19 protein-coding genes are annotated in these 25114 nt (G+C 60.6%); 12 read left to right on the top strand and 7 right to left on the bottom strand.

The genetic code is table 11. From position 1 onward, the window contains the following. The first annotated feature begins 11 nt into the window (after positions 1 to 11). The 4 genes from VOI23_RS07295 to VOI23_RS07280 are packed head-to-tail and all read left to right on the top strand — an operon-like array spanning position 12 to position 5796. Positions 12 to 2219 carry a PepSY domain-containing protein gene (locus VOI23_RS07295; RefSeq protein WP_323783592.1) on the top strand — a complete coding sequence of 736 codons (2208 nt, stop codon included), beginning with the start codon at positions 12 to 14 and terminating at the stop codon, positions 2217 to 2219. Next, entirely contained in the window at positions 2200 to 3207 is a 1008-nt protein-coding gene (locus VOI23_RS07290) for an FAD:protein FMN transferase (RefSeq protein WP_323783590.1), read from the top strand. Before VOI23_RS07295 ends, VOI23_RS07290 begins: the two co-directional genes overlap by 20 nt. Continuing rightward, positions 3191 to 5098: a heavy metal translocating P-type ATPase gene (locus tag VOI23_RS07285; RefSeq protein ID WP_323783588.1), complete on the top strand. Its 1908-nt coding sequence runs from the start codon at positions 3191 to 3193 to the stop codon at positions 5096 to 5098. Before VOI23_RS07290 ends, VOI23_RS07285 begins: the two co-directional genes overlap by 17 nt. Beyond that, on the top strand, positions 5095 to 5796 hold the full coding sequence (locus VOI23_RS07280) for a VIT family protein (RefSeq protein ID WP_323783586.1): 702 nt from the start codon (positions 5095 to 5097) through the stop codon (positions 5794 to 5796). The genes VOI23_RS07285 and VOI23_RS07280 overlap by 4 nt, the downstream gene beginning before the upstream one ends. 75 nt (positions 5797 to 5871) lie before the next feature. Here the strand turns inward: VOI23_RS07280 and VOI23_RS07275 are convergent, their stop codons facing one another. The 3 genes from VOI23_RS07275 to VOI23_RS07265 all read right to left on the bottom strand — a co-directional run bounded on the left by VOI23_RS07275 (position 5872) and on the right by VOI23_RS07265 (position 10034). Next, a complete protein-coding gene (locus VOI23_RS07275) occupies positions 5872 to 8703 on the bottom strand; it encodes a Hint domain-containing protein (protein ID WP_323783585.1) in 2832 nt (943 codons plus the stop codon). A gap of 202 nt (positions 8704 to 8905) precedes the next feature. Next, positions 8906 to 9277 carry an MmcQ/YjbR family DNA-binding protein gene (locus tag VOI23_RS07270; RefSeq protein WP_323783583.1) on the bottom strand — a complete coding sequence of 124 codons (372 nt, stop codon included), beginning with the start codon at positions 9275 to 9277 and terminating at the stop codon, positions 8906 to 8908. Positions 9278 to 9281: 4 nt separating this feature from the next. After that, positions 9282 to 10034: an SDR family oxidoreductase gene (locus VOI23_RS07265; protein WP_323783581.1), complete on the bottom strand. Its 753-nt coding sequence runs from the start codon at positions 10032 to 10034 to the stop codon at positions 9282 to 9284. Positions 10035 to 10192: 158 nt separating this feature from the next. Here VOI23_RS07265 and VOI23_RS07260 point away from each other — a divergent pair, with 158 nt between their 5' ends. The 6 genes from VOI23_RS07260 to VOI23_RS07235 all read left to right on the top strand — a co-directional run bounded on the left by VOI23_RS07260 (position 10193) and on the right by VOI23_RS07235 (position 16815). Then, a complete protein-coding gene (locus VOI23_RS07260; protein WP_323783579.1) occupies positions 10193 to 11143 on the top strand; it encodes an MBL fold metallo-hydrolase in 951 nt (316 codons plus the stop codon). After that, positions 11140 to 11565, top strand: a complete 426-nt coding sequence (locus VOI23_RS07255) for a rhodanese-like domain-containing protein (protein ID WP_323783577.1) — start codon at positions 11140 to 11142, stop codon at positions 11563 to 11565. The genes VOI23_RS07260 and VOI23_RS07255 overlap by 4 nt, the downstream gene beginning before the upstream one ends. A 105-nt stretch (positions 11566 to 11670) precedes the next feature. Then, positions 11671 to 12120 carry an isoprenylcysteine carboxylmethyltransferase family protein gene (locus VOI23_RS07250; protein ID WP_323783721.1) on the top strand — a complete coding sequence of 150 codons (450 nt, stop codon included), beginning with the start codon at positions 11671 to 11673 and terminating at the stop codon, positions 12118 to 12120. 124 nt (positions 12121 to 12244) lie between these two features. Further along, the gene (locus VOI23_RS07245) at positions 12245 to 13816 is read left to right on the top strand and encodes a Re/Si-specific NAD(P)(+) transhydrogenase subunit alpha (RefSeq protein WP_323783575.1); all 1572 of its coding nucleotides are present in this window, start codon (positions 12245 to 12247) and stop codon (positions 13814 to 13816) included. Between the two features lie 17 nt (positions 13817 to 13833). Further along, positions 13834 to 15309, top strand: coding sequence for an NAD(P)(+) transhydrogenase (Re/Si-specific) subunit beta (locus VOI23_RS07240; protein WP_323783573.1), 1476 nt, complete (start codon positions 13834 to 13836; stop codon positions 15307 to 15309). Positions 15310 to 15540: 231 nt separating this feature from the next. Further along, on the top strand, positions 15541 to 16815 hold the full coding sequence (locus tag VOI23_RS07235) for a DUF3422 domain-containing protein (RefSeq protein WP_323783571.1): 1275 nt from the start codon (positions 15541 to 15543) through the stop codon (positions 16813 to 16815). Here VOI23_RS07235 and VOI23_RS07230 read toward each other — a convergent pair. The 4 genes from VOI23_RS07230 to VOI23_RS07215 all read right to left on the bottom strand — a co-directional run bounded on the left by VOI23_RS07230 (position 16751) and on the right by VOI23_RS07215 (position 21821). Continuing rightward, on the bottom strand, positions 16751 to 17812 hold the full coding sequence (locus VOI23_RS07230; protein WP_323783569.1) for a YeeE/YedE family protein: 1062 nt from the start codon (positions 17810 to 17812) through the stop codon (positions 16751 to 16753). The two genes, VOI23_RS07235 and VOI23_RS07230, sit on opposite strands and share 65 nt — an antisense overlap. A gap of 227 nt (positions 17813 to 18039) precedes the next feature. Beyond that, positions 18040 to 19014, bottom strand: coding sequence for an ABC transporter permease (locus VOI23_RS07225; RefSeq protein WP_323783567.1), 975 nt, complete (start codon positions 19012 to 19014; stop codon positions 18040 to 18042). Continuing rightward, entirely contained in the window at positions 19007 to 20014 is a 1008-nt protein-coding gene (locus tag VOI23_RS07220) for an ABC transporter permease (RefSeq protein WP_323783565.1), read from the bottom strand. The genes VOI23_RS07225 and VOI23_RS07220 overlap by 8 nt, the downstream gene beginning before the upstream one ends. 106 nt (positions 20015 to 20120) lie before the next feature. Continuing rightward, on the bottom strand, positions 20121 to 21821 hold the full coding sequence (locus tag VOI23_RS07215) for a peptide ABC transporter substrate-binding protein (protein ID WP_323783563.1): 1701 nt from the start codon (positions 21819 to 21821) through the stop codon (positions 20121 to 20123). Positions 21822 to 22125: 304 nt separating this feature from the next. Between VOI23_RS07215 and VOI23_RS07210 the strand changes: the two genes are divergently transcribed. Together VOI23_RS07210 and argE are read left to right on the top strand one after the other, a co-directional pair. Continuing rightward, positions 22126 to 23946, top strand: a complete 1821-nt coding sequence (locus VOI23_RS07210; RefSeq protein WP_323783561.1) for an ABC transporter ATP-binding protein — start codon at positions 22126 to 22128, stop codon at positions 23944 to 23946. 7 nt (positions 23947 to 23953) lie between these two features. Beyond that, the gene (gene argE / locus VOI23_RS07205) at positions 23954 to 25111 is read left to right on the top strand and encodes an acetylornithine deacetylase (RefSeq protein ID WP_323783559.1); all 1158 of its coding nucleotides are present in this window, start codon (positions 23954 to 23956) and stop codon (positions 25109 to 25111) included. The last annotated feature ends 3 nt before the right edge of the window (positions 25112 to 25114 follow it).

The following is a 25114-nucleotide window of genomic DNA, read 5'->3' as shown; positions in this document are numbered from 1 at the left end:
GGGGCAGGGCCATGATCCGCGCGTTCCACCGTTGGCCGGGTCTGTTGGCCCTGGCTCTTGTCAGCCTGCTGGCGCTCAGCGGGGCGGCTTTGTCGGTCTTTCCGGCAGCGGACCGCATCGCCGCGCCACAGGCGGGGGCCGGGCTGTCGGTGGCAACGCTCGCCACCCGCATTCAGGCCGCCTATCCCGGTGTCGAACAGATACGTCGCGCACCGTCGGGCCGGGTTACGGCCTATTGGTTCGAAGACGGCACGCCGGGCGCGGCAATCATTGATCCCGCGACAGGGCAGGGCGTTGGGTCGGCAGACCCCAACCGGACCGAACGCTGGCTGACCAATCTGCACCGGTCGCTGTTTCTGGGCGATGGCGGTCGCATCGCCATGGCAACGGCGGCGGCCGCTATGCTTGTTCTGGCGCTGTCCGGCGCGGTTCTGGTCGCCCGGCGGGCGGGGGGCTGGCGGCGCTGGTTTGCGCCGCTGCGCGGCCCGCTTGCCGGGCGGCTGCATGTCGAAATCGCGCGCGTTGCGGTGCTGGGCCTTGTGCTGTCATCGTCCACCGCGCTGTGGATGGCGGCCTCGACCTTCGATCTGCTGCCGGTTGCAAATTCCGCCCCCGCCTTTCCGGCAGGTGTCAGCGGCGAAACCGGCGTGGCGCTCGGCGCAATCGAATTGCTGCAGAAAACTCCGGTCGCCGAACTGCGCGCGTTGAACTTTCCGTATCCCGGCGACGCTTCGGACGTGTTCACCCTGAAAACGGATATGGGCGCGGGATATATTGACCAGGGCACCGGCGCATTGCTGAGCTGGGCCGACCTGACCGGCTGGGAACGCGTTTCGGAAACGATATACATGCTGCATACCGGTCAGGGTGCTGCCTTTTTGGGGCTGGTGCTGGGGCTGATGGCGCTGGGCGTGCCGGTGATGGGGGCAACCGGCGTTCTTGTCTGGCTGGCCGGGCGGCGTGGCAGGCCGGGAATTCGCAACAACCAGCCCGCTGGCAGGGCCGAAACGATCCTGTTGGTTGGCAGCGAAGGCGGCAGCACATGGGGCTTTGCTGCAACCTTGCACAAGGCGCTGACCGAGGCAGGGCAAACCGTCCATACCGCACCAATGTCAGGTTTCGATCCGCAACGCTACGCCCGGGCCGAAAGGTTCATTGTGCTGGCCGCGACCTATGGCGATGGCGATGCACCCGCTTCGGCCAAGGGGTTTCTCGACCGTCTGTCACGGCTCGAAACCGCCCCGGCAGCGCCGCTCGCGGTGCTTGGCTTCGGGGATCGCAGCTTTGCCCATTATTGCGATTTTGCCCGGGCGATTTCGGACATGGCCACCGCGAAAGGGTGGCAGGGCCTCCTTTCCTGCGACACGGTGAACCGCCAGTCACCACAGGATTTCGCCCGTTGGGGGCAGGCTCTTGGCGCGGCGATGGGCATTGATCTTGACCTTGTCCATCAGCCGGTTCTGCCTGCATCGCAGCCGCTGACGCTGGTGTCGCGCCGCGATTACGGGGCCGAGGTGCAGGCCCCCACCGCGATCCTGCGCTTTGCGGTCCCAAGGGAATCGCTTTGGCATCGTCTGACCGGGCGCGGGTTCGGCCGCTTTCAGGCGGGTGACCTTCTTGGTATCCTGCCCGAAGGGTCGGCCGTTCCACGGTTCTATTCGCTGGCCTCCGCGCAGCGTGATGGCTTTGTCGAAATCGTGGTCAGAAAACATCCCGGTGGCCGCTGTTCTGGGCAGCTTATGGCGTTGGAACCGGGCCAGACCGTGTCAGCGTTCCTCCGCACCAACCCCGACTTTCATGCCAATCGGGGCGGCGTACCGCTGATCCTGATCGGGGCAGGGACCGGCATCGGCCCGCTCGCGGGCATCGTCCGGGCCAACGCGCGGCACCGGCCGATCCACCTCTTCTTCGGGATGCGCCACCCCGAGAGCGATTTTATCTACGGCGAGGATCTCGCCGGTTGGCAGGCCGAGGGCCGCCTTTTCCGGCTCGCCACGGCCATTTCGCGCGGGGCCAGCCCCCAATATGTGCAGGATGCGTTGCGCGCCGATGCGGCACAGCTCGCCGGGCTGATCCGGGGCGGGGCGCGTATCATGGTATGCGGCGGGCGCGACATGGCTGCCGGTGTCACCGATGCGCTTGCCGATATTCTTGCGCCCGTCGGGCTGACGCCGGTCGCGTTGAAGTCGGAGGGACGATATGTCGAAGATGTCTACTGACCTTGTGCGCCACGCGCTGAACGGTGCCACGATGGGCACCCGCTGGTCGGCATTGTTCGTTACCGACCTCGGTTTTGATCCCGCACCGGTTCAGGCTGCGCTTCAGGCGGCGGTGGACAATGTCGACACCCAGATGTCCACATGGAATCCCGACAGCGACCTGATGCGCCTCAACGCGGCACCTGTTGGGGAATGGCTGACAATCCCGGCGCAGCTTCTCGACGTCATGCAGCTTGGGCTGGAGATCGGGAAAGCCTCGGACGGGGCCTTTGATATTGGCATGGGCGATGCGGTGACCGCGTGGGGGTTCGGTGCTGACGCCGCCGCTTCCGAACGCATTCGCAGCGCGATGACCGCGACCCGATTGCCTGCGCATGAGGCGGTTGAGATTGATATGGCGAACGTGCGGGTGCGCAAACACGCCCCCATCGTGATCGACCTGAACGGGATCGCCAAGGGGTACGGTACCGATCGGCTGGCCGAGACACTGGGCGGGTTCGGCATTGCGTCGGGGCTGGTCGGGATTGATGGGGAAATGCGCGCAATTGGCCTGAGGCCGGACGACACTCCCTGGACGATCGCGGTGGAAGCGCCCGATCCGCTGCGCCGGGCAACGCATTCGGTGCTGTCGCTGCAGGACGCCGCGGTCGCGACCTCGGGGGATTACCGTCATTGGGTCGATGTGCAGGGGTACCGCCTGTCGCACACGATGGATCCGCGCAAGGGGGCACCGCTGCTGGCGTCGCCCGCGTCGGTTACAGTCATCGCGCGAACCTGTGCAGAGGCCGACGCCTGGGCGACTGCCCTGATGGTTCTGGGCCCCGACATCGGCGCGCAATGCGCGCGGCAACGCGGACTCGACGCCCTCTTTCTCTTGCGCGATGGTGATGCAAGCGTCCGGACCCTGGGAATCGGACACCTGTTTTCCAATCAACCGGCGGCAACCGCTCCGGCCACGAGAAACGAGCCGTATGGAACAATTCAATAACGATCGGTTGAAAACAGCGCTGCTACTGATTGCGGTGTCCGGCCTGATGTCGGGATTTGTCTTCTACCTTGCGGGCGCGACCGGGGTCGCAAACATTGCATGGGGCGTCGCGGTCATCCCGGTACTGGCGGCTCTTCTCATCGAAATTCTGCGCAGCCTGTGGCAGGGCGAGGTTGGGCTCGACATCGTTGCGGCCTTGTCGATGACGGCGGCTCTGACGTTTGGCGAAACGTTGGCGGCGGCAGTCGTCGCGGTGATGTATTCGGGCGGCACCTTTCTGGAAAGTTTTGCCGAGGGCCGCGCGCGGCGCGAAATGCACGACCTGCTGTCACGGGTTCCCCGAACCGCGACCCGGCACCGCGATCATGGCCTTGAAGAGGTGCCGCTCGATGACATCGACCTGGGCGATCTTCTGCTGATCCGGCAGGGCGATGTTGTTCCCGTCGATGGCACGGTCGCCTCTGATGCCGCGTTTCTCGACACCTCGGCCCTGACCGGTGAATCGCTGCCGGCCCGTCTGTCCCAAGGTGACGACGCGATGAGCGGGTCCACCAATGCAGGCGAAGCGTTCAATCTGACCGCGACGCGGCTTGCCAAGGAAAGCACCTATGCCGGGATCGTGCGGTTGGTCGAAGACGCGCAGCGGTCCAAGGCCCCGATGGCGCGGATGGCAGACCGCTGGTCTTTGGGATTTCTGGCGATCACCGTCATCATCGCCTTTGCGGCGTGGTGGATTTCCGGCGATCCGATCCGGGCGGTCGCGGTTCTGGTGGTGGCGACCCCCTGTCCGCTGATCCTGGCGGTGCCGGTCGCCCTGGTTGCCGGCCTGTCACGTGCCGCGCATTTCGGTGTGCTGATCAAGGGGGCTGGGCCGCTGGAAACGATGGGTCGTATCCGCACCCTGATTGTCGACAAGACCGGAACCCTGACTGATGGCCGGCCGCAGATCGTTTCGATCGACAGCCATGATGGCATGAGCGAAGACGACATTCTGCGGCTTGCAGCGGGGCTTGATCAGGCGTCGAAACATCCCGTCGCACAGGCCATCGTCGCAGCCGCGAAACAGCGGGGCCTTGCGCTGACGGTGCCTTCGGAAGTGGCCGAAATCCCGGGCGAAGGCGTCGTCGGAACCGTCGAGGGCCACAAGGTCATTGTCGGCGGCGACGGTTTCGTCGCGCGCCGCGTCGGGCGGCATTCAGACGATCATCCGGCACTGGCCGCGGGATCTGTCCTTGTCGCCGTGGCAGTGGATGGCCATATGGCGGGCCATCTCGTCATGGCCGACCCTTTGCGAGAAGGCGTAGAAGTCACGCTTGCCGGGCTGCGCCGGGACGGGATCGAACGCATTCTGCTGGCGACGGGGGACCGGGCCGAGGTGGCCGAACGCGTGACCGAAGGGCTCGGGCTTGACGGGCTTCGCGCCGGGTTGACGCCCGACCAGAAGGTTTTGCTGGTCCTGACCGAACGTAAACACGGCCCGGTGATGATGGTGGGGGACGGGGTGAACGACGCCCCGGCGCTGGCGGCTGCGGATGTGGGCGTGGCAATGGGCGCGCGCGGCGCCGCGGCTTCGGCCGAAGCCGCCGATGTCGTGCTTTTGGTCGACCTGATCGACCGGCTTGGGTCGGGGATCGAGATTGCCCGCCGGTCCCGGAGCATCGCCATGCAAAGCGTCGTGGCGGGTATCGGTCTGTCGATCACCGGCATGATCGCGGCGGCCTACGGATATCTTACCCCGGTTGAGGGGGCCGTGCTGCAGGAAGTGATCGACGTCGCCGTCATCCTGAACGCGCTGCGGGCCCTGCGCATCGCGCCCCATGACGCGCTCGCACCAGAGGCGGCGCTCGACACGGTGCCAGCGAACAGTGAATTGAAAGGAAAGACAACATGAACCGCAGCAGACATCCAGAAAACCACATGGTCCATCGTATCGGCTGGCTGCGGGCGGCGGTTCTCGGGGCGAATGACGGCCTAGTCTCAACCGCAAGCCTCGTGGTCGGGGTTGCGGCTGCGGGATCGGGGCGTCCCGAGATTTTGATTGCCGGTCTCGCCGGTCTTGTCGCAGGCGCGATGTCGATGGCGGCGGGCGAATATGTATCCGTCAGTTCGCAAACCGATGCGGAGCAGGCAGATATTGCGCGTGAAACCAAGGAATTGTTGGAAACGCCCGAGGCGGAACTCGATGAGTTGACGCATATCTATATCGAGCGCGGGCTTGATGAAGGTCTGGCGCGGCAGGTCGCGGTTCAACTCACCGAGAAAGACGCGCTTGGGGCGCATGCACGCGATGAACTTGGCATTTCGGAAACGGTGACGGCGCACCCGGTGCAGGCGGCGCTGGTGTCCGCGTTTACCTTCGCGCTGGGCGCGGTTGTTCCGCTGATCATAGCATCACTTGTCGCCGCGGCGCAGATCGTGCTTATCGTTTCAATGACCACCCTCGTCGCGCTGGCCGTTCTCGGTGGGCTTGGCGCATCGGCTGGCGGTGCCGGTATTACCAAGGGCGCCATGCGCGTGACCTTCTGGGGGGCTCTGGCCATGGCTGCGACTGCCGGGGTCGGCATGATTTTCGGGGTCAGCACGGGATAAGAAACCGGTCTGGCCGGATCAGATGCGGACACCTGTTTAAGCAGCGGGTCCGCGAAACGCGCGTGCGCGGGTTCCTCACGCGGCCATCACCACCTTTGCCTCATGCGCTTTCAGGCACAGCCGCGCCGTGTCTCCGAACCCATTGGGGTTGCTGCGCAATTCGGGGAATAGCCCGAACAGTTCGTCGCGCGCGGCATCGGTTATCGCGGTCAGGCCCATTTGGCCGGGGTGGAAGCTTTCCGACGCGACACCTTCGGCGAACACGATTTCATGGCTGTCGAACAGGATGTGGAAATAGTCGACCTTGACCTGGTCGATCTGTTGAATGCTGTCACCATTGACCATGTGTTTGGCCGGGACCAGAACTTCGGAATCGTTGAAATAGAGATTGGCCCGGTGCGACTGGTGCAGCATCCGGTGCTGTGGCGAAACCAACAGCGGGCGATCATTCCCCAGGCTGCCCGGCGCGAACCGGATCGGGGCGAAATTCCCGGTGCCGACCGTGCTGCGGCTGCCGATCCAGCGGATCGGCTGAACGCCATGATCGCGGGTCAGAACAGGGTCGCCGGGGCGCAGGTCTTCGACCCGGCGCGCGCCCTGTGGAGTCAGGATGCGGGTGCCGCCGGTGAAACAGATGACCACATCCTCGATATTGGAAAAATCGACCAGCGTACCGTCCGACAGGGTGGCATGGCCAGCCAGCGCGTTCGGATCGGTGTTGGTATAGATGACGTCGCCCCAATCAATCAGGCCACTGAAATCCAAGGTATCGCCACCCGGTTCATCGACCTCGCCGCCATCAATGGTGATCGTGCCGCCACCAAGCGCTGTATCGTCGATGATGAAAATGTCGTCGCCCGCGCCGCCGATGGCGGTATCGTCCGACCCGACATAAAGCGTGTCGTCATCGGCACCGCCATCAATCAGGTCGGCACCGGTGCCGCCGATGATCGTATCGTTGCCAGCCTCGCCATACAGGCTGTCATCGCCGCCGCGCCCGTCGATCAGGTCATCGCCAGCCCCGCCAAAGAAAACATTGGTCCAACCCGCGCCCGACCCGTCGTATCCGCTCAGCGTATCGTCCCAGTCCGACCCGATGATCCCATCAAGCCCGCCCGTCAGCGTGTCATTGTCGGCAAAACCGCCCGAGGCGGTGTTGCTGCCAAGGTCGATATTCACCGCGGCATCGGAATCGGAATAGTCGACGAAATCCATGCCCGCGCCACCCGACAGGTCGTCGCCGCCCGCGCCGCCCTGCAAGGTATCATCGCCGGTGCCACCCGACAGCGTGTCGCTGCCGGTGCCGCCGCTCAGGCTGTCGTTGCCCGCGCCACCTTCAACACTGTCATTGTCGGCACCGCCATCAATCACGTCATTGCCGTCCTGGCCATACAGCGTATCGTTACCCGCGCCGCCCAACAGGGTGTCGTCCCCTTGTGCGGTGACCGGAATGGTGTCGAACGTGACATCGGTAACCCAGACCGCCTGCGTCCCGCCCTGAGCGTTGCCATAGATGATTTCGATGGATCCGACCGGCCCGGCAACCTCGATCAGGGCCGAGCCGCCCTGATCAGAGGCGGTTTCGCCGGTCGTGCCTGCGGTGATGGTGTTGCCGCTTACCGTATCGGTGCCGTTCGGTGTGATCGTCACCGCGACGGGATTACCGTTGGCATCAAAAGCGTTGACCGTGACGACATCGGTATGGTTGCCCGACGCCCAGTCGATATCGTTGATCCGGAACGAAACGTTTTCGACCTCGTTTTCGACAGTGGCCGAATTGGCGGCAAAATCGAACGTGGTGGTCGAGGTTGCGTTATCGCCATTGCCGAACAGGTACAGCCCGCTGCCGGTATCGAAGGATTCGCCCGCGCCGACATATTGCGTTTCGCCGGTGTCGATTTCGAAAACCGGGTTGTTATTGCCATCATTGGAGAAGCCGACCGAAACCGACATGTCGCCGGTATCCTGGGTGAACCCGCCGCTCAGATCGGTGCCGTTGCCGCCCTGCGCAGTCCAGTCCAGTCTTTCGGTTGTCGCGCTTGGGGCGGTGGCTTGATCGCCATAGATCAAATCGTCCCCGGTCCCGCCCGAGATGAAATCGCTGCCCAGCCCGCCTTCAACGGTGTCGTTTCCGGCACCCGATTGCACGGTGTCGTCGCCCGCGCCTGCAACCACGGAATCGGCGTTGTCGCTGACCTGATCGCCATCGCTGTCGGTATAGGTCGCGTCGATCACATCGGCCCCGTCGGTCCCGGTCACAACGCCATCCGCGTCTACCGGTTGACCATTGACGAAGTTCTGACTGTAGCTGCCCGCAGGATCGCCCGATCCGAAATCGTAATTTTCGTAATTCGACAGCGTGGCCGAATTGCCCGATCCCGGCAGCGGGTCGACATTGGCACCGCCATCGGTAAAACCGGTTTGTGCGGTGCCACTGCCGCCATTGGTCCACTGGATATCTTCATAGATGAAATCGGTGCTGAAATTGCCATTCCCGGTCGAGGTCAGCACCATTTGGAACGAATTGCTGCCGGACCCCGAATAGGGCGCAACATTCAGCCATGTCAGGGTGATCGTGCCATTGGCCGGGTCGAGATCCCAATAGATCTCGCCCCCCGAATTGAGGTTCACATCGCCCCAGAAGGCCGCAATGGTCGGGGTATTGGTGGTCGACAGGGCAGGCCGGTACGCGGTTTGGGCCGCGCCAAAGCTGATATTGCCGTTCGAATTCAGGTAGATCGAATCGTAGCTGGTGCCTTGATAATCTATGCCACCAGCACCGAAAACGGATGTCGCATCAATCAGGACCGACCCGTCATCAATATTTCCCGCCGCCAAAGTGCTGCTGGAAAAGACGTTTTCGCCGTACCCTGCCGGACCTCCCAGCCCGGAAACCATCGTTGCCATTGCACCAAATCCCAATTGTGCGGTCGGTCGGCGATCTATGCAAAGCTGGAAAATACTGGCTCAGCGGACCGACCGTTTCCATAATGGGTACAATTGGGATGGGACCGAATTGGGCGTGTTTTGGGGCAAGTTTGCGACCGGCAGCCCGGACTTGGGCGGCAATGTGGCGGGCGGCCATGCCGGGGTCACATTTGTACGGGGATCAGATGTGATCCGGGATCGGAATGCCTAATTCCCGGCGTTTCTTCTGCGACAGACCGGCAGCGACCAACCCGTAAGACGCTTCGATATGTTGGCGCAATTCGGGATCGGACAGGCCCGGCGCGTCATAGTGCTGAATCCAGCTCATCCCGCGCGAGGCGAGGTAGGGCGCGGGGCGCAGGCCGGGCTGGTCGCTCAGAACCTCAAAGGCCAGTTTGCTGACCTTGAAAGTGAAAGCGTCGCGCCCATCGGCCCAGCCGCAGATGGCGAGCACCTTGTCCGCCACCTTCCACACATCCGCATTGCCCCACTGTACCACATGGGAAGTGGCCGGGAACCCGGTGCAGAAGCGGTTGAAACCGTCCCGCGTCATGCGCTCAGACCTTGCCGCCCGCGATCTGGATTTCCTGACCGTTGACGCTGCCGGAATTGTCATCGCACAACCACAGCGCCGCCGCTGCGACCTCTTCGGCGGCGATCAGACGCTTGTGGCGGTTGGCTTGGATCATCACGTCGCGGGCCTGATCTTCGTTCATCCCTGACCGTTGCGAAATCGATTCCACGTTTCGGGTGATGATATCGGTATCGACATAGCCGGGGCATAGCGAATTGAACGTATAGGGCTGGCCCATGAAATCTTCGGAAATCGACCGGATCATGCCGATCACCCCATGTTTCGATGCCGCATAGGCGCCACCGCCGGGCAGCCCGCGCACCCCTGCGATCGAGGAAACCGCGATCACCCGGCCCCAATCGGTGGTCAGCATCGACCGCATGCTTTCGCGCACGGTATAGAAAACACCATCCAGATTGGTCGCCATGATTTCGCGCCAGAACGCTGTATCGGTCTTGTGCAGTTTCTTGCCGGTGGCCAGTCCGGCATTGGGCACACAGATTTGGATCGGGCCGCGCGCTGCGACTGCGTCGTCGATGACCTGTACCACCTGTGCTTCATCGGTCACGTCCATCGCGGCCGGGAACATGTTCGCTTCGGCCACCTCTTGCAGAACGTTCAGCCGCCGGCCGGTGATCGTCACCTGCGCTCCGGCCCCGGCCAGCGCCTTGGCAATGGCCAGCCCGATGCCGGTTCCGCCGCCGGTAACCAATGCATGTTTACCCGTCAAATCCATGTTTCATTCCTCCCATCAGATTTCTGGCAGCCTAGTTTTTCCTATATGCATCGCAAGTCGAGCGTTGCGTCACAGTGTGCCGGATTACGTACTGGCTCTTTACAATCAAATTCGCATCTGTGAATTTAAGGATCGGGATTTTATCCGGGAGGAGTTCCATGAAAACGATTATTCGGGCCGTTGCCCTGACCCTGTTTGCGCTGCCTGCGGCAGCAAGCGAAGACATTGCCGACCAGTATCCGCAATCCGAACTGTATTCCAAACCGGTCGAGGTGATCCCGCATGTGTTTTCGGCCACGGGTGCAACCGCGCCGCCGACTTATGAAAACAGCGGTCATAATAACAATCTCAGCTTCATCGTCACAGATGAAGGCGTGGTGGTGATCAATGGCGGGGCCTCGGCCCGGCTGGCCAAGGCATTGCATGACGAAATCAAGGCCGTCACCGATCAGCCGGTGAAGCTGGTGATCAATGAGAACGGTCAGGGCCACGCGATGCTGGGCAATTCCTACTGGGTCGATCAGGGCGTGGATATCCTTGCCCATGTCGACGCGATCGAAGCCTTTACCGAAGAGGCCGATTTCATCCTGCAGGGGATGGAACGCTACAACAAGGAAAAGGCCGAAGGCACCCGGGTCGTCACTCCGAACCTGAGCTTCGAGGATGAATACAAGTTGACCCTTGGCGGGGTCGATATCGAGGTGATGCATCTGGGACCGGCGCATGATCCGGGCGATACTCAGGTCTGGCTGCCGCAATGGGGCATGCTGATTGCCGGCGATATCGCGTTCCACGAACGGATGCTGCCGATTTTCGAAGGCACCTGCACCAGTTGCTGGATCGAAACCTGGGAAACCAAGCTTGAACCGCTGAACCCGACCTACGTGATCCCGGGCCACGGTCATATGACCAACCTGGCGCAGGTGCGGCGCTTCACCCACGATTATCTTGTCGATCTGCGGGCCAAGATCGGCGAACATATCGACAATGGCGGCGATCTGGCAGGCGCTTATTACGTCGATCAGGAACGCTGGCGTAATCTTGACACGTTCGAAGAACTGGCCACCAAGAACGCGGGCCGTGTCTTTGAAGAAATGGAATGGGAATGAAACATCTTTCGAAATTTCTGATCGCCGCGCTGCTTGGTCTGGCGACCCCGGTTGTCGCTCAGGACGAAGCGGTGAGCGAAGCGATCATCGACTATATGGATTTTGCACCCTACGAATCCGGTATCATACTGCCACAGCAGATCGATCAGTCGGTGTTCGAATCTGCCACTTTCGTCGATACCCGCGATGCCGAACAGTTCGAGGCGGCCCATATCCCCGGCGCGATCCATATTGAATGGCGCGAAATCCCCGGCAGGATCGACGAATTACCGGACAGCGGCATGGTGATCCTGTATTGCAATACCGGCAGCCTGTCGGCGCAGGCAACCTTTGCCGCACGGCTGATGGGGCGTGAAAACGTGCTGGTTCTGCAAACCGGGTTCACTGGCTGGCAGCAGGAGGCGGCCTGGAAACCGGAATGATTTTCCGGGGGCGGCGGCGAGAAAGGGAAATGTTTGGCCGCGCAGCCGAATGGTTTCGTGATAAGGTCCGCCCGGCGCAGGGACGAAGGATGCGATGCAAGTATGTTGAAATGGCTTGATATACCTCCGGTGTGGTTGCTGGCGGCCATTGCGCTGGCTTGGGCGCAATCGGTTTACCTGCCATTGGGGCTCAGCTTTGGCGGCGCGATTGCCGATTTCCTTGGCGGGATACTGGTTGGCGGCGGGCTGGTGCTGATGGCGCTGGCCTTTGTGGAAATGCGCAAACACCGCACCACCATCGTTCCGCACCGCGACGCCAGCACGATGGTTCAAAGTGGTATCTTCAGCCGGTCGCGCAATCCGATCTATCTGGGCGACCTGCTGGTACTTGCCGGGCTGATCCTGCGCTTCGATGCGGTGTTGGCGCTACCGCTGATTCCGTTATTTCTCTGGCTGATCGAAAAACGTTTCGTCATTCCCGAAGAAAATCGTTTACGGGTGAAATTCCGTGCCGATTTTGCCAGATATTGTCAAAAGACGCGCCGTTGGATTTGACAGGACGCCGGGTAAAGTGCATCTCAGGTGCGATGTTTCGCGCAATAATATTGCGCGGAGATAGGAATTATAGCTTCGATTCGTCGGAGCGGATTCAACAGAGTTCTGAAGGGGGACGTGAAAGTTGAAAATCGGAACGCCAAAAGAAGTGTTCGAAGGGGAAAATCGCGTAGCGATGACTCCGGATTCAGCGCTGCAGCTGCAGAAGCTGGGTTATGAATGCGCCATCGAAAGCGGGGCAGGGGAACATGCCGGCTTTTCTGACGAGGCTTATGCGGCAGCAGGGGTCGAAATCGTCAAGACCGCAGCGGCACTGTGGAAATCGGCGGATATCATCGCCAAGGTCCGCCAGCCCAATGAAACCGAGCTGAAGCGCCTGACCAAGGACAAGACGCTGATTTCCTTCTTCAATCCGGCCGGGAACGAAGAGGGCATGGCGCTGGCCAAATCCAAGGGCGCCAATGTGATCGCCATGGAAATGGTGCCGCGCATCAGCCGCGCTCAGAAAATGGATGCGCTGTCGTCGATGGCCAATATCGCGGGCTACCGCGCGGTGATCGAGGCGGGTAACAACTTCGGCCGTTTCTTCACCGGTCAGATCACGGCAGCGGGCAAGGTTCCCCCGGCCAAGGTTCTGGTCGTTGGGGCGGGCGTTGCGGGTCTGGCCGCGATCGGCACCTCGACCTCGTTGGGCGCGATCACCCTCGCCTTTGACGTGCGGCCCGAAGTGGCCGAACAGGTCGAATCGATGGGCGCCGAATTCGTCTATCTGGATTTCGAGGAAGAACAGCAGGACGGCGCGGCAACCGGCGGCTATGCTTCTGTGTCCAGCCCTGAATTCCGCGAAGCGCAGCTGGCCAAGTTCCGCGAACTGGCACCGGATGTCGATATCGTCATCACCACCGCGCTGATCCCGAACCGCGAAGCACCGGAACTGTGGACCGAAGACATGGTTCAGGCCATGAAACCGGGCTCCGTGATCGTCGATCTGGCGGCGGAAAAGGGCGGCAACTGCAAACTGACCGTGCCGGACGAGAAAATCGTGACCGACAATGGCGTGACCATCATCGGCTATACCGATTTCCCCAGCCGGATGGCGGCGCAGGCCTCGACGCTTTACGCCACCAACATTCGTCACATGATGACCGACCTGACCCCCGAAAAGGACGGTCAGATCAATCACAACATGGAAGACGACGTGATCCGCGGCGCGACCGTGACGTTCCAGGGCGATATCACCTTCCCGCCGCCGCCGCCGAAAGTTCAGGCGATCGCAGCCAAGAAGAAAGAGACCCCCAAGGAACTGACCGCCGAAGAAAAGCGGGCTAAGGAAGTGGCGGCCTTCAAGGCCCAGACCAAGTTCCAGGTCACTCTTCTGGCCGTCGGTGCGGTGCTGATGCTGGTGGTGGGGGCGTTTGCCCCGGCCAGCTTCATGAGCCATTTCATCGTCTTCGCTCTGGCCTGTTTCGTCGGCTTCCAGGTGATCTGGGGGGTGTCGCATTCGCTGCACACGCCGCTGATGGCAGTGACCAACGCGATCTCGGGCATCGTGATCCTTGGTGCGCTGTTGCAGATCGGGTCCGGCAATTGGCTGGTCGTGATCCTGTCGGCCATTTCTGTCCTGATCGCGTCGATCAACATCGTTGGGGGCTTTATGGTCACCCGCCGCATGTTGGCGATGTTCCAGAAGTCTTAAGGAAAGGGAGCGGATAAATGAGCATTGGTATCGTCTCTGCCGCCTATATCGCGGCAACTGTTCTCTTCATCCTCAGCTTGGGCGGTCTGTCCGGTCAGGAAAGCGCGAAACGCGCTGTCTGGTATGGCATCGTCGGCATGGGTCTGGCGGCTTTCGCCACCATATTCGGCCCCGGCATGGGCAATTATCTGATCGTTCTGGTGATGGTCGCCGCAGGCGCCTTCCTGGGTCAGATGGTGGCAAAAAAGGTCGAAATGACCGAAATGCCTCAGCTGGTGGCGGCGCTGCACAGCTTCGTTGGTCTTGCCGCCGTCTTCATCGGTTTCAACGCTGAACTTGAACTGCAAAACGTGCTGGCCATGAAAGAGGGCCTGTCCTCGACCCTGAACGAAGCAGGCCGCATGGCCATGCTGCATGACATGGGCATCGCGGGCTTTGCTGAGAAACTGGCGCATAAAACGCCGGTTGAAATCAGCATCCTGAAGGTCGAGGTTTTCCTCGGCGTGTTCATCGGGGCTGTCACCTTCACCGGGTCTATCGTTGCCTTTGGCAAACTGGCCGGCAAGGTGGATGGCAAGGCCAAGAAACTGCCCGGCGGTCATATGCTGAACGCAGGCGCGGCTCTCGGCAGCTTCATCCTGCTGATCATGTTCATGAATGGGGCGGGTCTGTGGTCGTTGATCCTGATGACGCTTCTGGCCTTCTTCATCGGTTATCACCTGATCATGGGTATCGGCGGCGCCGACATGCCTGTGGTGGTGTCGATGCTGAACTCCTATTCGGGCTGGGCCGCGTCGGCCATCGGCTTCACGCTGGGCAATGACCTGCTGATCGTGACCGGTGCTTTGGTCGGGTCCTCGGGTGCGATCCTGTCTTACATCATGTGTAAGGCGATGAACCGGTCCTTCATCAGCGTGATCCTGGGCGGCTTCGGCGGCACCACAGGTCCGGCGATGGAAGTCGAGGGCGAACAGGTTGCCATCGACGCCGACGGCGTCGCTGCAGCTCTGGACGAAGCCGACAGCATCATCATCATCCCGGGTTACGGCATGGCGGTGGCGCAGGCACAGCAATCGGTGTCCGAACTGACCAAGCGTCTGCGCGCCAAGGGCAAAGAGGTGCGTTTCGCAATTCACCCCGTTGCCGGTCGTCTGCCGGGGCACATGAACGTGCTTCTGGCCGAAGCCAAGGTGCCCTATGACATCGTGATGGAAATGGACGAAATCAATGATGATTTCCCGTCGACCGACGTGGCGATCGTGATTGGCTCCAACGACATCGTGAACCCCGCGGCACAGGAAGACCCGAATTCGCCCATCGCCGGTATGCCGGTTCTGGAATGCTGGAAAGCGAAACAGGTCTTCGTGTCCAAGCGTGGTCAGGGGACCGGTTATTCGGGCATCGAAAACCCGCTGTTCTACAAAGAAAATACCCGCATGTTCTATGGCGACGCCAAAAAGTCGCTGGACGAATTGCTGACCAAGATCAGCTGATCGCGGTCACTACGGATATGCAAAGGGCGGCCTTCGGGCCGCCCTTTTCTGTATGGATTTGACGCTGGCCGGTCGGATCTTTGAGGGCGCTCACATCGATCAAGCCCCCGAAAGCAGGCACTTTTCTGCATGGTATACCGTTGTATTCCTGCAAGTTATTGAAAATGCTTTATCTTTTTGAAGTTTTGTGCGATCTACAACAGCATTCGAATTGCTCAGAAGGTCCCTTGAATGCTTGCCGATCACCCGCTTCGCTATGAACTGGCCAACGAATTGCATGCGCGGCCTTTCCCGGCGCTGGATGTGCCCTGTACTGCGGTCTATCTGGCCGTCAAAAAGGCCGATCAGGCGGTTAGCCGGGACCGTCAGGCCGATATGGATCACCTGATTGCGCTGCTGGACCGCTATGGTGCTCCGCATCCGCAACCGGGGGCTACGCATTATTCCGGTCAGATCGGGCGGCATATCCTGAGATGGGAAAGCCATACCGAATTCGTGACCTATTCGGCCTTTGCCAACACGCTCAGTGAACGCGCCTTTGATCCTGCCGATTTCGAAGTGTTCCCCGAGGAATGGCTGGCAACGGCACCGGGCGTGCGGGTCGCAGCGGTTCATATCCGGGTACAGCAGGCCCCGGAACGTGACCAGATCGAACAACATCTCAATGACTGGTTCGTCGCGGACAGCGTCGCGGTCAGCCGGGCCCTTGATGATGCGGCCACGATTGCTGCGGATTTCAGCCTGGACACGGCGGGCAATACTCGCCTGGCCGTATTCGTCAATCCCGGCACCGGTCGGCGGCGGGTCGGACGGATCGTGCAGCGTCTGGCGGAAATCGAGATTTACAAAAGCCTGTCGATGCTTGGTTTCGCCCGCGTCAAACAACTGTCGGCGCAGTTGGGCGAAATGGATATGAAACTGACCGGGCTGATGGACCATATGGGCGACGATACCACCGCCGCCGACGTTACCTTGGCCGGGCTGCTCAGCACATCGGCGGAAATGGAACGGATGGTGGCGCATAACGCGTTCCGCTTCGGGGCGACCGAAGCCTATCGCAATATCGTGCATCAACGGATTGGCGTTTTGCGCGAACAACGCTTCGAAGGGCGCCAGACCTTCAACGAATTCATGATGCGGCGCTACGCGCCCGCCATGCGCACGGTGCAATCGACCCAGGAACGTCTGGCAGCCATGGCCGACCGGGCGATGCGGGCCGGGGAATTGTTGCGGACACGGGTGGATGTGGAACGGTCTGCGCAGAACCAGAAATTGCTCGAAAGCATGAACCGCCGCGCCGATCAGCAACTCAAACTGCAAAAAACCGTCGAAGGTCTGTCAGTGGTGGCGATCAGCTATTACGGCGTGTCTCTGGCCTCTTACGCGGCCTATCCCCTCACCGACCTTCTGGGGGTCAGCAAGGGGGAATTGACCGCAGCGCTTACTCTGCCGGTTGTAGCGGTTGTGTGGTGGATGATCCGGCGGATTCAGAAGAAGATGCACTAAGCAGCCGCGCCGTGGCCAACCCTCCCGCCGCGATGCTGAGCAGGGCGAGAACCGCAGCGACGGACAGGGTCGGAACCCCCGACAGGCCAGCCCCCACGGTGCAGCCGCCCGCCAACACGCCGCCGACACCCATCAGTGCAGCCCCGGCCAGATAACGGCCGGTCTGGCGTGGACTGTCAAAGCTCTGCCATTCGAATTCGCCCCGGATCAGAGCCGAAACCGCCGCGCCTGCGATCACACCGCCCAGCAACCCGGTGCCGAACGTGGGCGAAATCGAACTCGACGCGACACCCCAGAACAGGGTTTCAGCGGCAGGCGAGGTGAAGCTGAGACTTTCAAGCGCGACCGGATCGAAATCGTCAAACAATACGAACCCGGTAGCCACCCAGCCCGCCGCAGCGACCAGCCCGATCAGCGAAGCCAGGCCCAAATGCGTGACCCGCGCCCCTGACCGGGCGGCAAAGCCCAGCAACACCGCCGCCAGCACCACCGCCAGAACTGGCCCGGCAAAGGGCAGGGCGGCGCTGTCCAGCGCAATGGTATAGCCCCCGAGTGTTGTGCGTATCGGGGCCAGAACACCTTTCAGCGTTGCATGTGCCACCACCGCGAAAACGACCAGAACCATGGCCGCACGCAGGTTGCCGCTTCCGGTCAGCACGCTGAGCCGCGACACGCAGCCCCGGGTCAACACCATGCCAGCCCCGAAAATCAACCCGCCAAACACGATGGCGGCAACCGGCAGGTCGGTCGCCATGAACCGGTGATCCTCAAACCCGATCAAACCGTTCAGTGCGGCGAATTGGGTCGCCAAAATCGCCAATGCCAGCGCGGTCAGCCAGACACCAGCAGCCTGTTTGCGGTCATCGCCGGTGATGGCACGGCGGAAACAGAACCGGGTGATCTGTGCCAGAACGCCGAAAACGGCGCCAAGGATCAGGCCGGTATATACGGCGGCTTGCGGTGCTGTCAGATTTTCAAAGCCGAAGGTTTCGAACATGAGATTCCCCGAAAAGAATTGGAACAAATGCATCGATGGCAATATCCCTTTGGGAAATCAATCCTCCGGACCGGGGCAAGAAGGGGAGTTTCAGGGATAATGTTCTTGTGCGGTGCTATTCCAAAGAACCGGGTTTCGGTTTGCGGGGTCATCCATGACAAAGGGCCCGCGATGAAAATCGCGGGCCCTTTGTCTGTTCTTATTTGCGGTCCTGTTACCGTTCTTGCTCACCGTCCGCGAATGCGCGGATCCAGCGCATCGCGTAGCCCGTCGCCAAGGTAATTCACGCTCAGCACGGTCAGAGAAATCGCCAGACCGGGCCAGAACACCCGTTCGGGATATTGCTGCAAATAATCGGTCGCATCGAACAACAGCCGTCCCCATGTCGGGAAATCCGGCGGAAACCCAAGCCCGAGGAATGAAAGCGCGCTTTCGGTGATGATTGCGTTGGCGATGCCCAAGGTGGCCGATACCATGATCGGGCTCAACACATTGGGCAGAATATGGCGCATGATCATCATCGTGTTGCGGGTGCCGATCGACCGCGCCGCCAGTACGAATTCACGTTCCTTAAGCGCCAGTACATCGCCGCGCACGATCCGCGCGGTGGGCATCCAGCTGGTCACGCCGATGGCGCAGACGATCAGGATGAAAATCCCGGTCTCCGGCCCGAAGGCGGCGTTAAGCGGATCGCGGAACAAAAGCACCATCACCAGCAGCAGCGGCAGCAGTGGCAACGCCAGGAACAGGTCGGTCATCCGCATCAAAATCCCGTCCAGCCGTTTGAAATAACCGGCTACGACACCAACCAGACTGCCCAGAAACAGCGCCAGCAACATCGCGGTGATGCCCACCGAAACCGATGTCTGACCACCCGCCATCATCCGTGCCAGCGTATCTCGGCCCAATTGATCGGTGCCCAGAGGATGGGCCAGACCGGGCCCCTGATTGCGTGCGCGGATGTCGATATAGGTGGCGTCATAGGGCCAGACCAGCGGTCCCAGAAACACCACCAGAACGATGGTGAAAAACAGGATGCCGCCATAGAGCGCACCCTTGTGGTGCTTGAACTGTTCCCAGACATCCAGCCACTTGTTGCGCGGCGGCTGGGCGATTTCCTGCAACGGTCCGGCCGCGCCGGGCAGCGCCGAAGACGCCGGCGCAAGCCCTTCATCGGGTATGAAGCTTTTGTCGTCAGTCATAGCGGATCCTCGGATCTAGGATGCCGTAAAGAACATCTGCGATGATGTTGAACAGCACGATCAGCAGCGCAAAGATAAAGGTCAGTGTCTGCACCATCGGCAAATCATTGGCCTGAATCGCACCGATCAGAAGCTGGCCAATCCCGTTCACCTTGAACACCTGTTCAGTGATAATGGCCCCCCCGAAAATCGCCGGAACACCAAGCGCGATCACGGTGACGACGGGGATCATCGAATTGCGCAGAACATGCACCATCACCACGATATATTCGCTCAACCCCTTGGCGCGGGCGGTGCGGACGTAATCCTGATTGAGGTTGTCCAGCATCGAGGCCCGCATGAACCGGCTGATCTGCGCGGTGATCTGCAACGCCAGCACCATCACCGGCATCACCATCTGCCGCAGTTGCAGCATGAAACTGTCCCAATCGTGCACCTTGAGCGTGGTGTCGTAAATCGATGGGAACCACCCTAGGTTCACCGAAAAGATCACGATGACCAATACCCCGGAAAAGAACGGCGGCACCGAAAAGCCGATCATCGACACGAAAGTCCCGGCCTGATCGAAGAACGAATATTGCCGATAAGCGGAATAGATCCCGATCGGCAGCGCGATCAGAACGCCGACCAGATAGGCGGTGCCAACCACCCAGAGGGTCTGCGGAATGCGTTGCACCACGATATCCATCACCGGGCTGCGGGTTTGCCAGCTCAGCACGCGCAGCTTGCCCTCGGCCAATCCGGTGCCGAAAATATTGTCGATCAGGATTTGCGGTTCGATCCAGAAAAACTGCACCAGCCATTTGAGGAAACGGATGTGCATCGGCTGGCCGAGGCCAAGCGCTTCGCGCATCTTTTCTTTGACTTCAGGCGGGACGGTCAGGGGAACCTGTGCCATCGGATCGCCGGGGGCGAGTTCCAGCAACAGGAAAATAACTAGACTGATGAAGAGCAGCGTCGGAACGGCCAACACCAGTCGTCGGACGGTAAAGGTCAGCATATACGGAGGCCTTTGCGGCTTGGTCTTATTGTCTGCCCAAGGTTAATACCGAAAATCGGGCCAGAAAAACCCCGGCCTTGCTCAGGCCGGGGTAAAAAGGATCAAATTACTTGATCCGGTACCAATCTGCTGCATTCCACAGCTCTGAGTCCCAAGTATTCAGCTGAACACCGCCCAGTGTATTGGAATGTGCCGAAACACGGCCACGGTCAACCAGCGGTACCACCACATAGCTTTCCTTGGTCAGCATCTCGTTCAGCTTCTTACCAAGTGCGCCGCGCTCGGACAGGACACCGGTTTTGCCCATTTCGGCAACCAGCTTGTCATATTCCGGGTCGCAGAAACGGTTGATGTTCTCACCCTGCCACTGGCTTTCGGGCTTCGGAGCCTTTTCACAGGTATGCTGCGCCAGATAGCTTTCCGGATCGGTGCCATCGAAGTTGTTGGCGTACATTTCCACGTCGGCATAGAAGCGCTGGAAGGTGTCGGGCGAACCCGGGTCACCGCCGAAGAACACCGATGCCGAGATGTTGCGCAGCTCGGTTTCGACACCGATTTCGCTCCACCACTGTTTGATCAGCGCCTGGAAATCCTGACGCACGGCATTGGTCGAGGTCTGATAGAGCAGGCTCAGCTTGACGCCGTTCTTTTCACGGATGCCGTCGGCGCCGACTTTCCAGCCCGCTTCTTCCAGCAGCGCCTTGGCGCCCTCGATGTCCTGCGTCATGCAGTCGGTGTTGTCCGACGCATAGATCGCCGGGGCCGGGACCAGGTTACAGGTCGCACGACCCGCCTTGCCATAGCCGACTTCGACCAGCAGTTCGCGGTCGATGGCCATCGACAGCGCCTTGCGAACCGCCAGTTCCGACAACGCCGGGTGCGGATGCTTGGCGGTCGAACGTTCACCTTCGGGCAGCGACGGCGACGGATCGGTCATGTTCATTTCGATCCGTTCCACCAGCGATCCGAACGCTGCTACAACCTTGCCCTTGCCGCCTTTTTCCATGTTGGCGATGACATCGGGGGCCAGCTGCAGGTTCCAGGCGTAATCGAATTCGCCGGTTTCCAGCACCGCACGACCCGCCGCAGTAGCATCGCCGCCACCCTTGAAGGTCAGTGTGGCAAAGGCAGGCTTGGCCGGGTCACGGTAATTTTCGTTGGCTTTCATCGAAATCACGTCATTGGGACGGAAATCGGTGACGACGAACGGACCGGTGCCGATCGGGCCGAAATTGGCATCGGTGCATTCCGGTGCCTTGGCACCCGTGCAGTTTTCGAACTGTGCTTTTTGCAGGATCGGAGACTGGCCGCCCATGAACGGGCCATAGGGGTTCGGCTTGGGTTCCGAGAACGTGACCTTAACGGTCAGATCGTCGATCACGTCGATGCTGCTGACGCCTTCGAATTTCGCCAGCTGAGCACAGCCGCCTTCGGGGTCCATGCAGTAGTCGGCGGTGAATTTCACGTCGGCCGATGTCAGGGCGGTCCCGTCCGACCATTTCAGCCCGTCCTTAATCTTCCAAGTGATCGAGGTCAGATCGGCCGACACGCCGCCGTTTTCAACGGTGGGGATTTCGGCGGCCAGATAGGGGACCAATGCGCCATCGGGATCGTAGCGGCCCAGCGGTTCGATGACCAGCGACGAGGCTTCGATATCCTTGGTTCCGCTCGACAGATAAGGGTTCAGGATCGACGGGGCCTGCCAGTAGATGACATTGACATGGCCGTCCGATCCGCGCTCTGCAAAGGCAGCAGGTGCCAGTGCCGTCGCAGCGACAGCGCCTAGCAATACGGATTTAAGTTTCATACTTCTCTCCTTGTTGGACACAGAAAATGTGCCTCGTTTTCCTCCGTTGTGGCGGGAAGACCCGCCTCGAAGGACTTTTTGATTCTGTCTGCGAATATCGTCTGAATGCCTGCCTCCCTTAGGTTTTTATTGGGAATTATGCGTCCAGCCTGTTCGCGACTGATGGCATCTCAAACCGATTGGTAAAAAAAAGCAAGGGGGCCTTCGCGCTGACCCGAGGGCAGTAATGTTACGGGTTTGACACTGGGTCCGACCTGTCTGTAGCGTCTGCGGATGGCTGCCGCATAAGAACAGGATGGACCCAATGCTGGATCAACCGATCGCCAGAATCGAAAATCTGCGTGTTGAATTCCAAACAAAAGATGGCCCCGTCGTCGGAGTCGAGGATGTCTCGTTCAGCGTGAATCCCGGAGAGACGGTGTGCATTGTTGGCGAATCGGGATCAGGAAAATCGGTGTCGAGCCTGTCTTTGATGCGGCTGGTAGAATTCGGTGGTGGTGAAATTGCAGGCGGGCGCCTCATTTTTGATCGCAAGGATGGCGAAGAGGTCGATCTGGCCAAAACCGATCAGGACCTGATGCGCACCATTCGCGGCAATGAAATCGGCATGATCTTTCAGGAACCGATGACCGCGCTCAATCCGGTCTTCACCGTCGGGCGCCAGTTGACCGAAGGTCTGCGGCTGCATATGGGCTTGTCCCGCGATCAGGCCGAAGCGCGGGCGCTGGAACTGATGACGCAGGTGCGTATCCCGGAACCGGAACGGCGGCTGAAACAATATCCGCACGAATTGTCGGGCGGTATGCGGCAGCGGGTTGTGATCGCCATGGCGCTGGCCTGCGAACCCCGGCTGTTGATTGCCGACGAACCAACCACCGCGCTCGACGTGACTATTCAGGCGGAAATTCTGGCGCTGATGGACCGGTTGAAGCGTGAAACCGGCACGGCGGTAATGTTCATCACCCATGACATGGCGGTGGTGGCGCAAATGGCTGATCGCGTCGTTGTCATGTTCCGCGGCAACAAGGTCGAAGAAGGCACGGTCGAACAGATTTTCGAAAACCCGCAGCATGATTATACCAAGGCGCTGCTGGCCGCAGTGCCGAAACTGGGCGAAATGACCGGTAGGCCATTGCCCGAACCGATGAAACTGCTGGGCAGCGAACTGGGCGAAGTCAAACCGATCCCCGGCACTGACGAACCCTTGCTCAAGGTCAAAAACCTGATCACCCGATTCCCGGTCAAGGGCGGATTTTTCCGCCGCACCATCGCCAACGTGCATGCGGTCGAAGACCTGTCCTTCACCCTCAACAAGGGCCGCACCCTGTCGCTGGTGGGCGAATCGGGATGCGGTAAATCCACCGCCGGCCGGTCGATCCTGCGGTTGGTCGAACCTCTGTCGGGGCAAATCGACCTCGACGGCACCGATATCATGGCGCTGGACCACGGTCAGCTGCGCGATGCGCGGCGCGACATGCAGATGATTTTCCAGGATCCCTTCGCTTCGCTCAATCCACAGATGCAGCTGGGTGCGGCAGTGGCCGAACCGATGAAGAATTTCGGCACCCATTCAGGGTCTGAACGCGATGACCGCGTTGCGATGCTGTTCGACCGGGTCGAACTGCCGCGCAGTTACATGCGCCGCTATCCGCATGAATTGTCGGGTGGTCAGCGGCAGCGTGTCGCCATCGCCCGGGCGCTGGCGCTGAACCCGAAGCTGATCATCGCGGACGAAGCGGTGTCGGCGCTCGACGTGTCGGTACAGGCACAGGTGCTGAACCTGATGATGGAATTGCAGGCCGATCTTGGCCTCAGCTTCCTGTTCATCAGCCATGACATGGCGGTGGTCGAACGGGTCAGCCACGATGTCGGCGTGATGTATCTGGGCCGGATCGTCGAAATGGGGCCGCGTCAGGCCGTGTTCGAAAACCCGCAACACCCCTACACTCAGGCGCTGATGAAGGCGGTCCCGGTTGCCGATCCGCGCCGCCGAAAATCCGAACGCGACCTGAACTTCAAACCGATCCCGTCGCCGATCCACCCGATCGGTTACGAAGCCGCACCGTCGGAATATCGTGAAGTCACCCCCGGTCATTTCATCCTGACCACCGACAGCGGATATTGAGGTCCAAATGCCAGCGCGATTATCGCCTTACGAAATCATGGAACGCCTTGTGGCGTTCCCAACAGTCAGCCGCGACACCAACCTGCCACTTGTCGATTGGGTCGATGACTACCTGAACAGCCACGGCATCACATCCCATCGCTACTATAACGAAACCAACGACAAGGCCGCGATCTTCGCCCATGTCGGCCCCGAGGTGGAAGGCGGCATTGTGCTGTCCGGCCATACCGACGTGGTGCCGGTGGATGGCCAACCCTGGGCCGCCGATCCATTTACCGTTATCGAACGCGACGGCAAATATTACGGCCGCGGCTGCTGCGACATGAAAGGCTTCGACGCGCTGTCGATCTGGGCGCTGGTCGAGGCGCATCATCGCGGTGTGTCACGGCCGCTGCAACTGGCGCTCAGCTTTGACGAAGAAATCGGTTGCACCGGTGCGCCGCCGATGATCGAACGGATCCTTGAAACGCTGCCCAAAGCCTCTGCTGTGATCGTCGGGGAACCCTCGATGATGAAAGCGGTCAACGCCCATAAGGGCGGACGCGCATTCTGGGTCCATATGCACGGCTTTGAAGTCCACAGTTCGCTGATGCACACCGGGGTCAATGCGATCATGTACGGTGCCAAGCTGATCGACTGGGCGAACAAGATCAATGCCGACAATATGGCGCGCGACCCGTCCGGGGTCGGCGCCTTGTTTGAACCACCCTGGACCACCGTCCATGTCGGCCAGATTTCCGGCGGCACCGCCCATAATATCACTGCCAAGGATTGCGAATTCGGTCTCGATTTCCGCATCCTGCCGGATGAAGACCCCGAAATGTGGCGTGAATTGTTTTTGGCCAAGGTCGCCGAGGTCGAAGCCGAAATGCAGGCGGTCGTGCCCGAAACCCGGATCGAAATCACCGAAAAATTCGGCCTGCCGGGGCTGGCCCCGGAACATCAGGGCGAAGCCGAATCCTTGGTTCGGGCGATCACCGGCGACAATGAAAACCACGTGGTCAGCTATGGCACCGAAGCCGGGCATTTCCAGACCGGCGGCTATTCCGCGGTGGTCTGTGGGCCGGGCAACATCGAACAGGCGCATCAGCCGGACGAATATATCACCGTGGCGCAATTCAACGCTGGTCATGATTTCATGAAACGCCTGCTCGACAGGCTGTAAGGG

Origin of the sequence: Thalassovita sp. (genome assembly GCF_034670005.1) — a bacterium.
Classification (GTDB): domain Bacteria; phylum Pseudomonadota; class Alphaproteobacteria; order Rhodobacterales; family Rhodobacteraceae; genus Thalassobius.
Note: the sequence above shows the minus strand (reverse complement) of the source record. Positions and strands in the feature narration are given on the sequence as shown.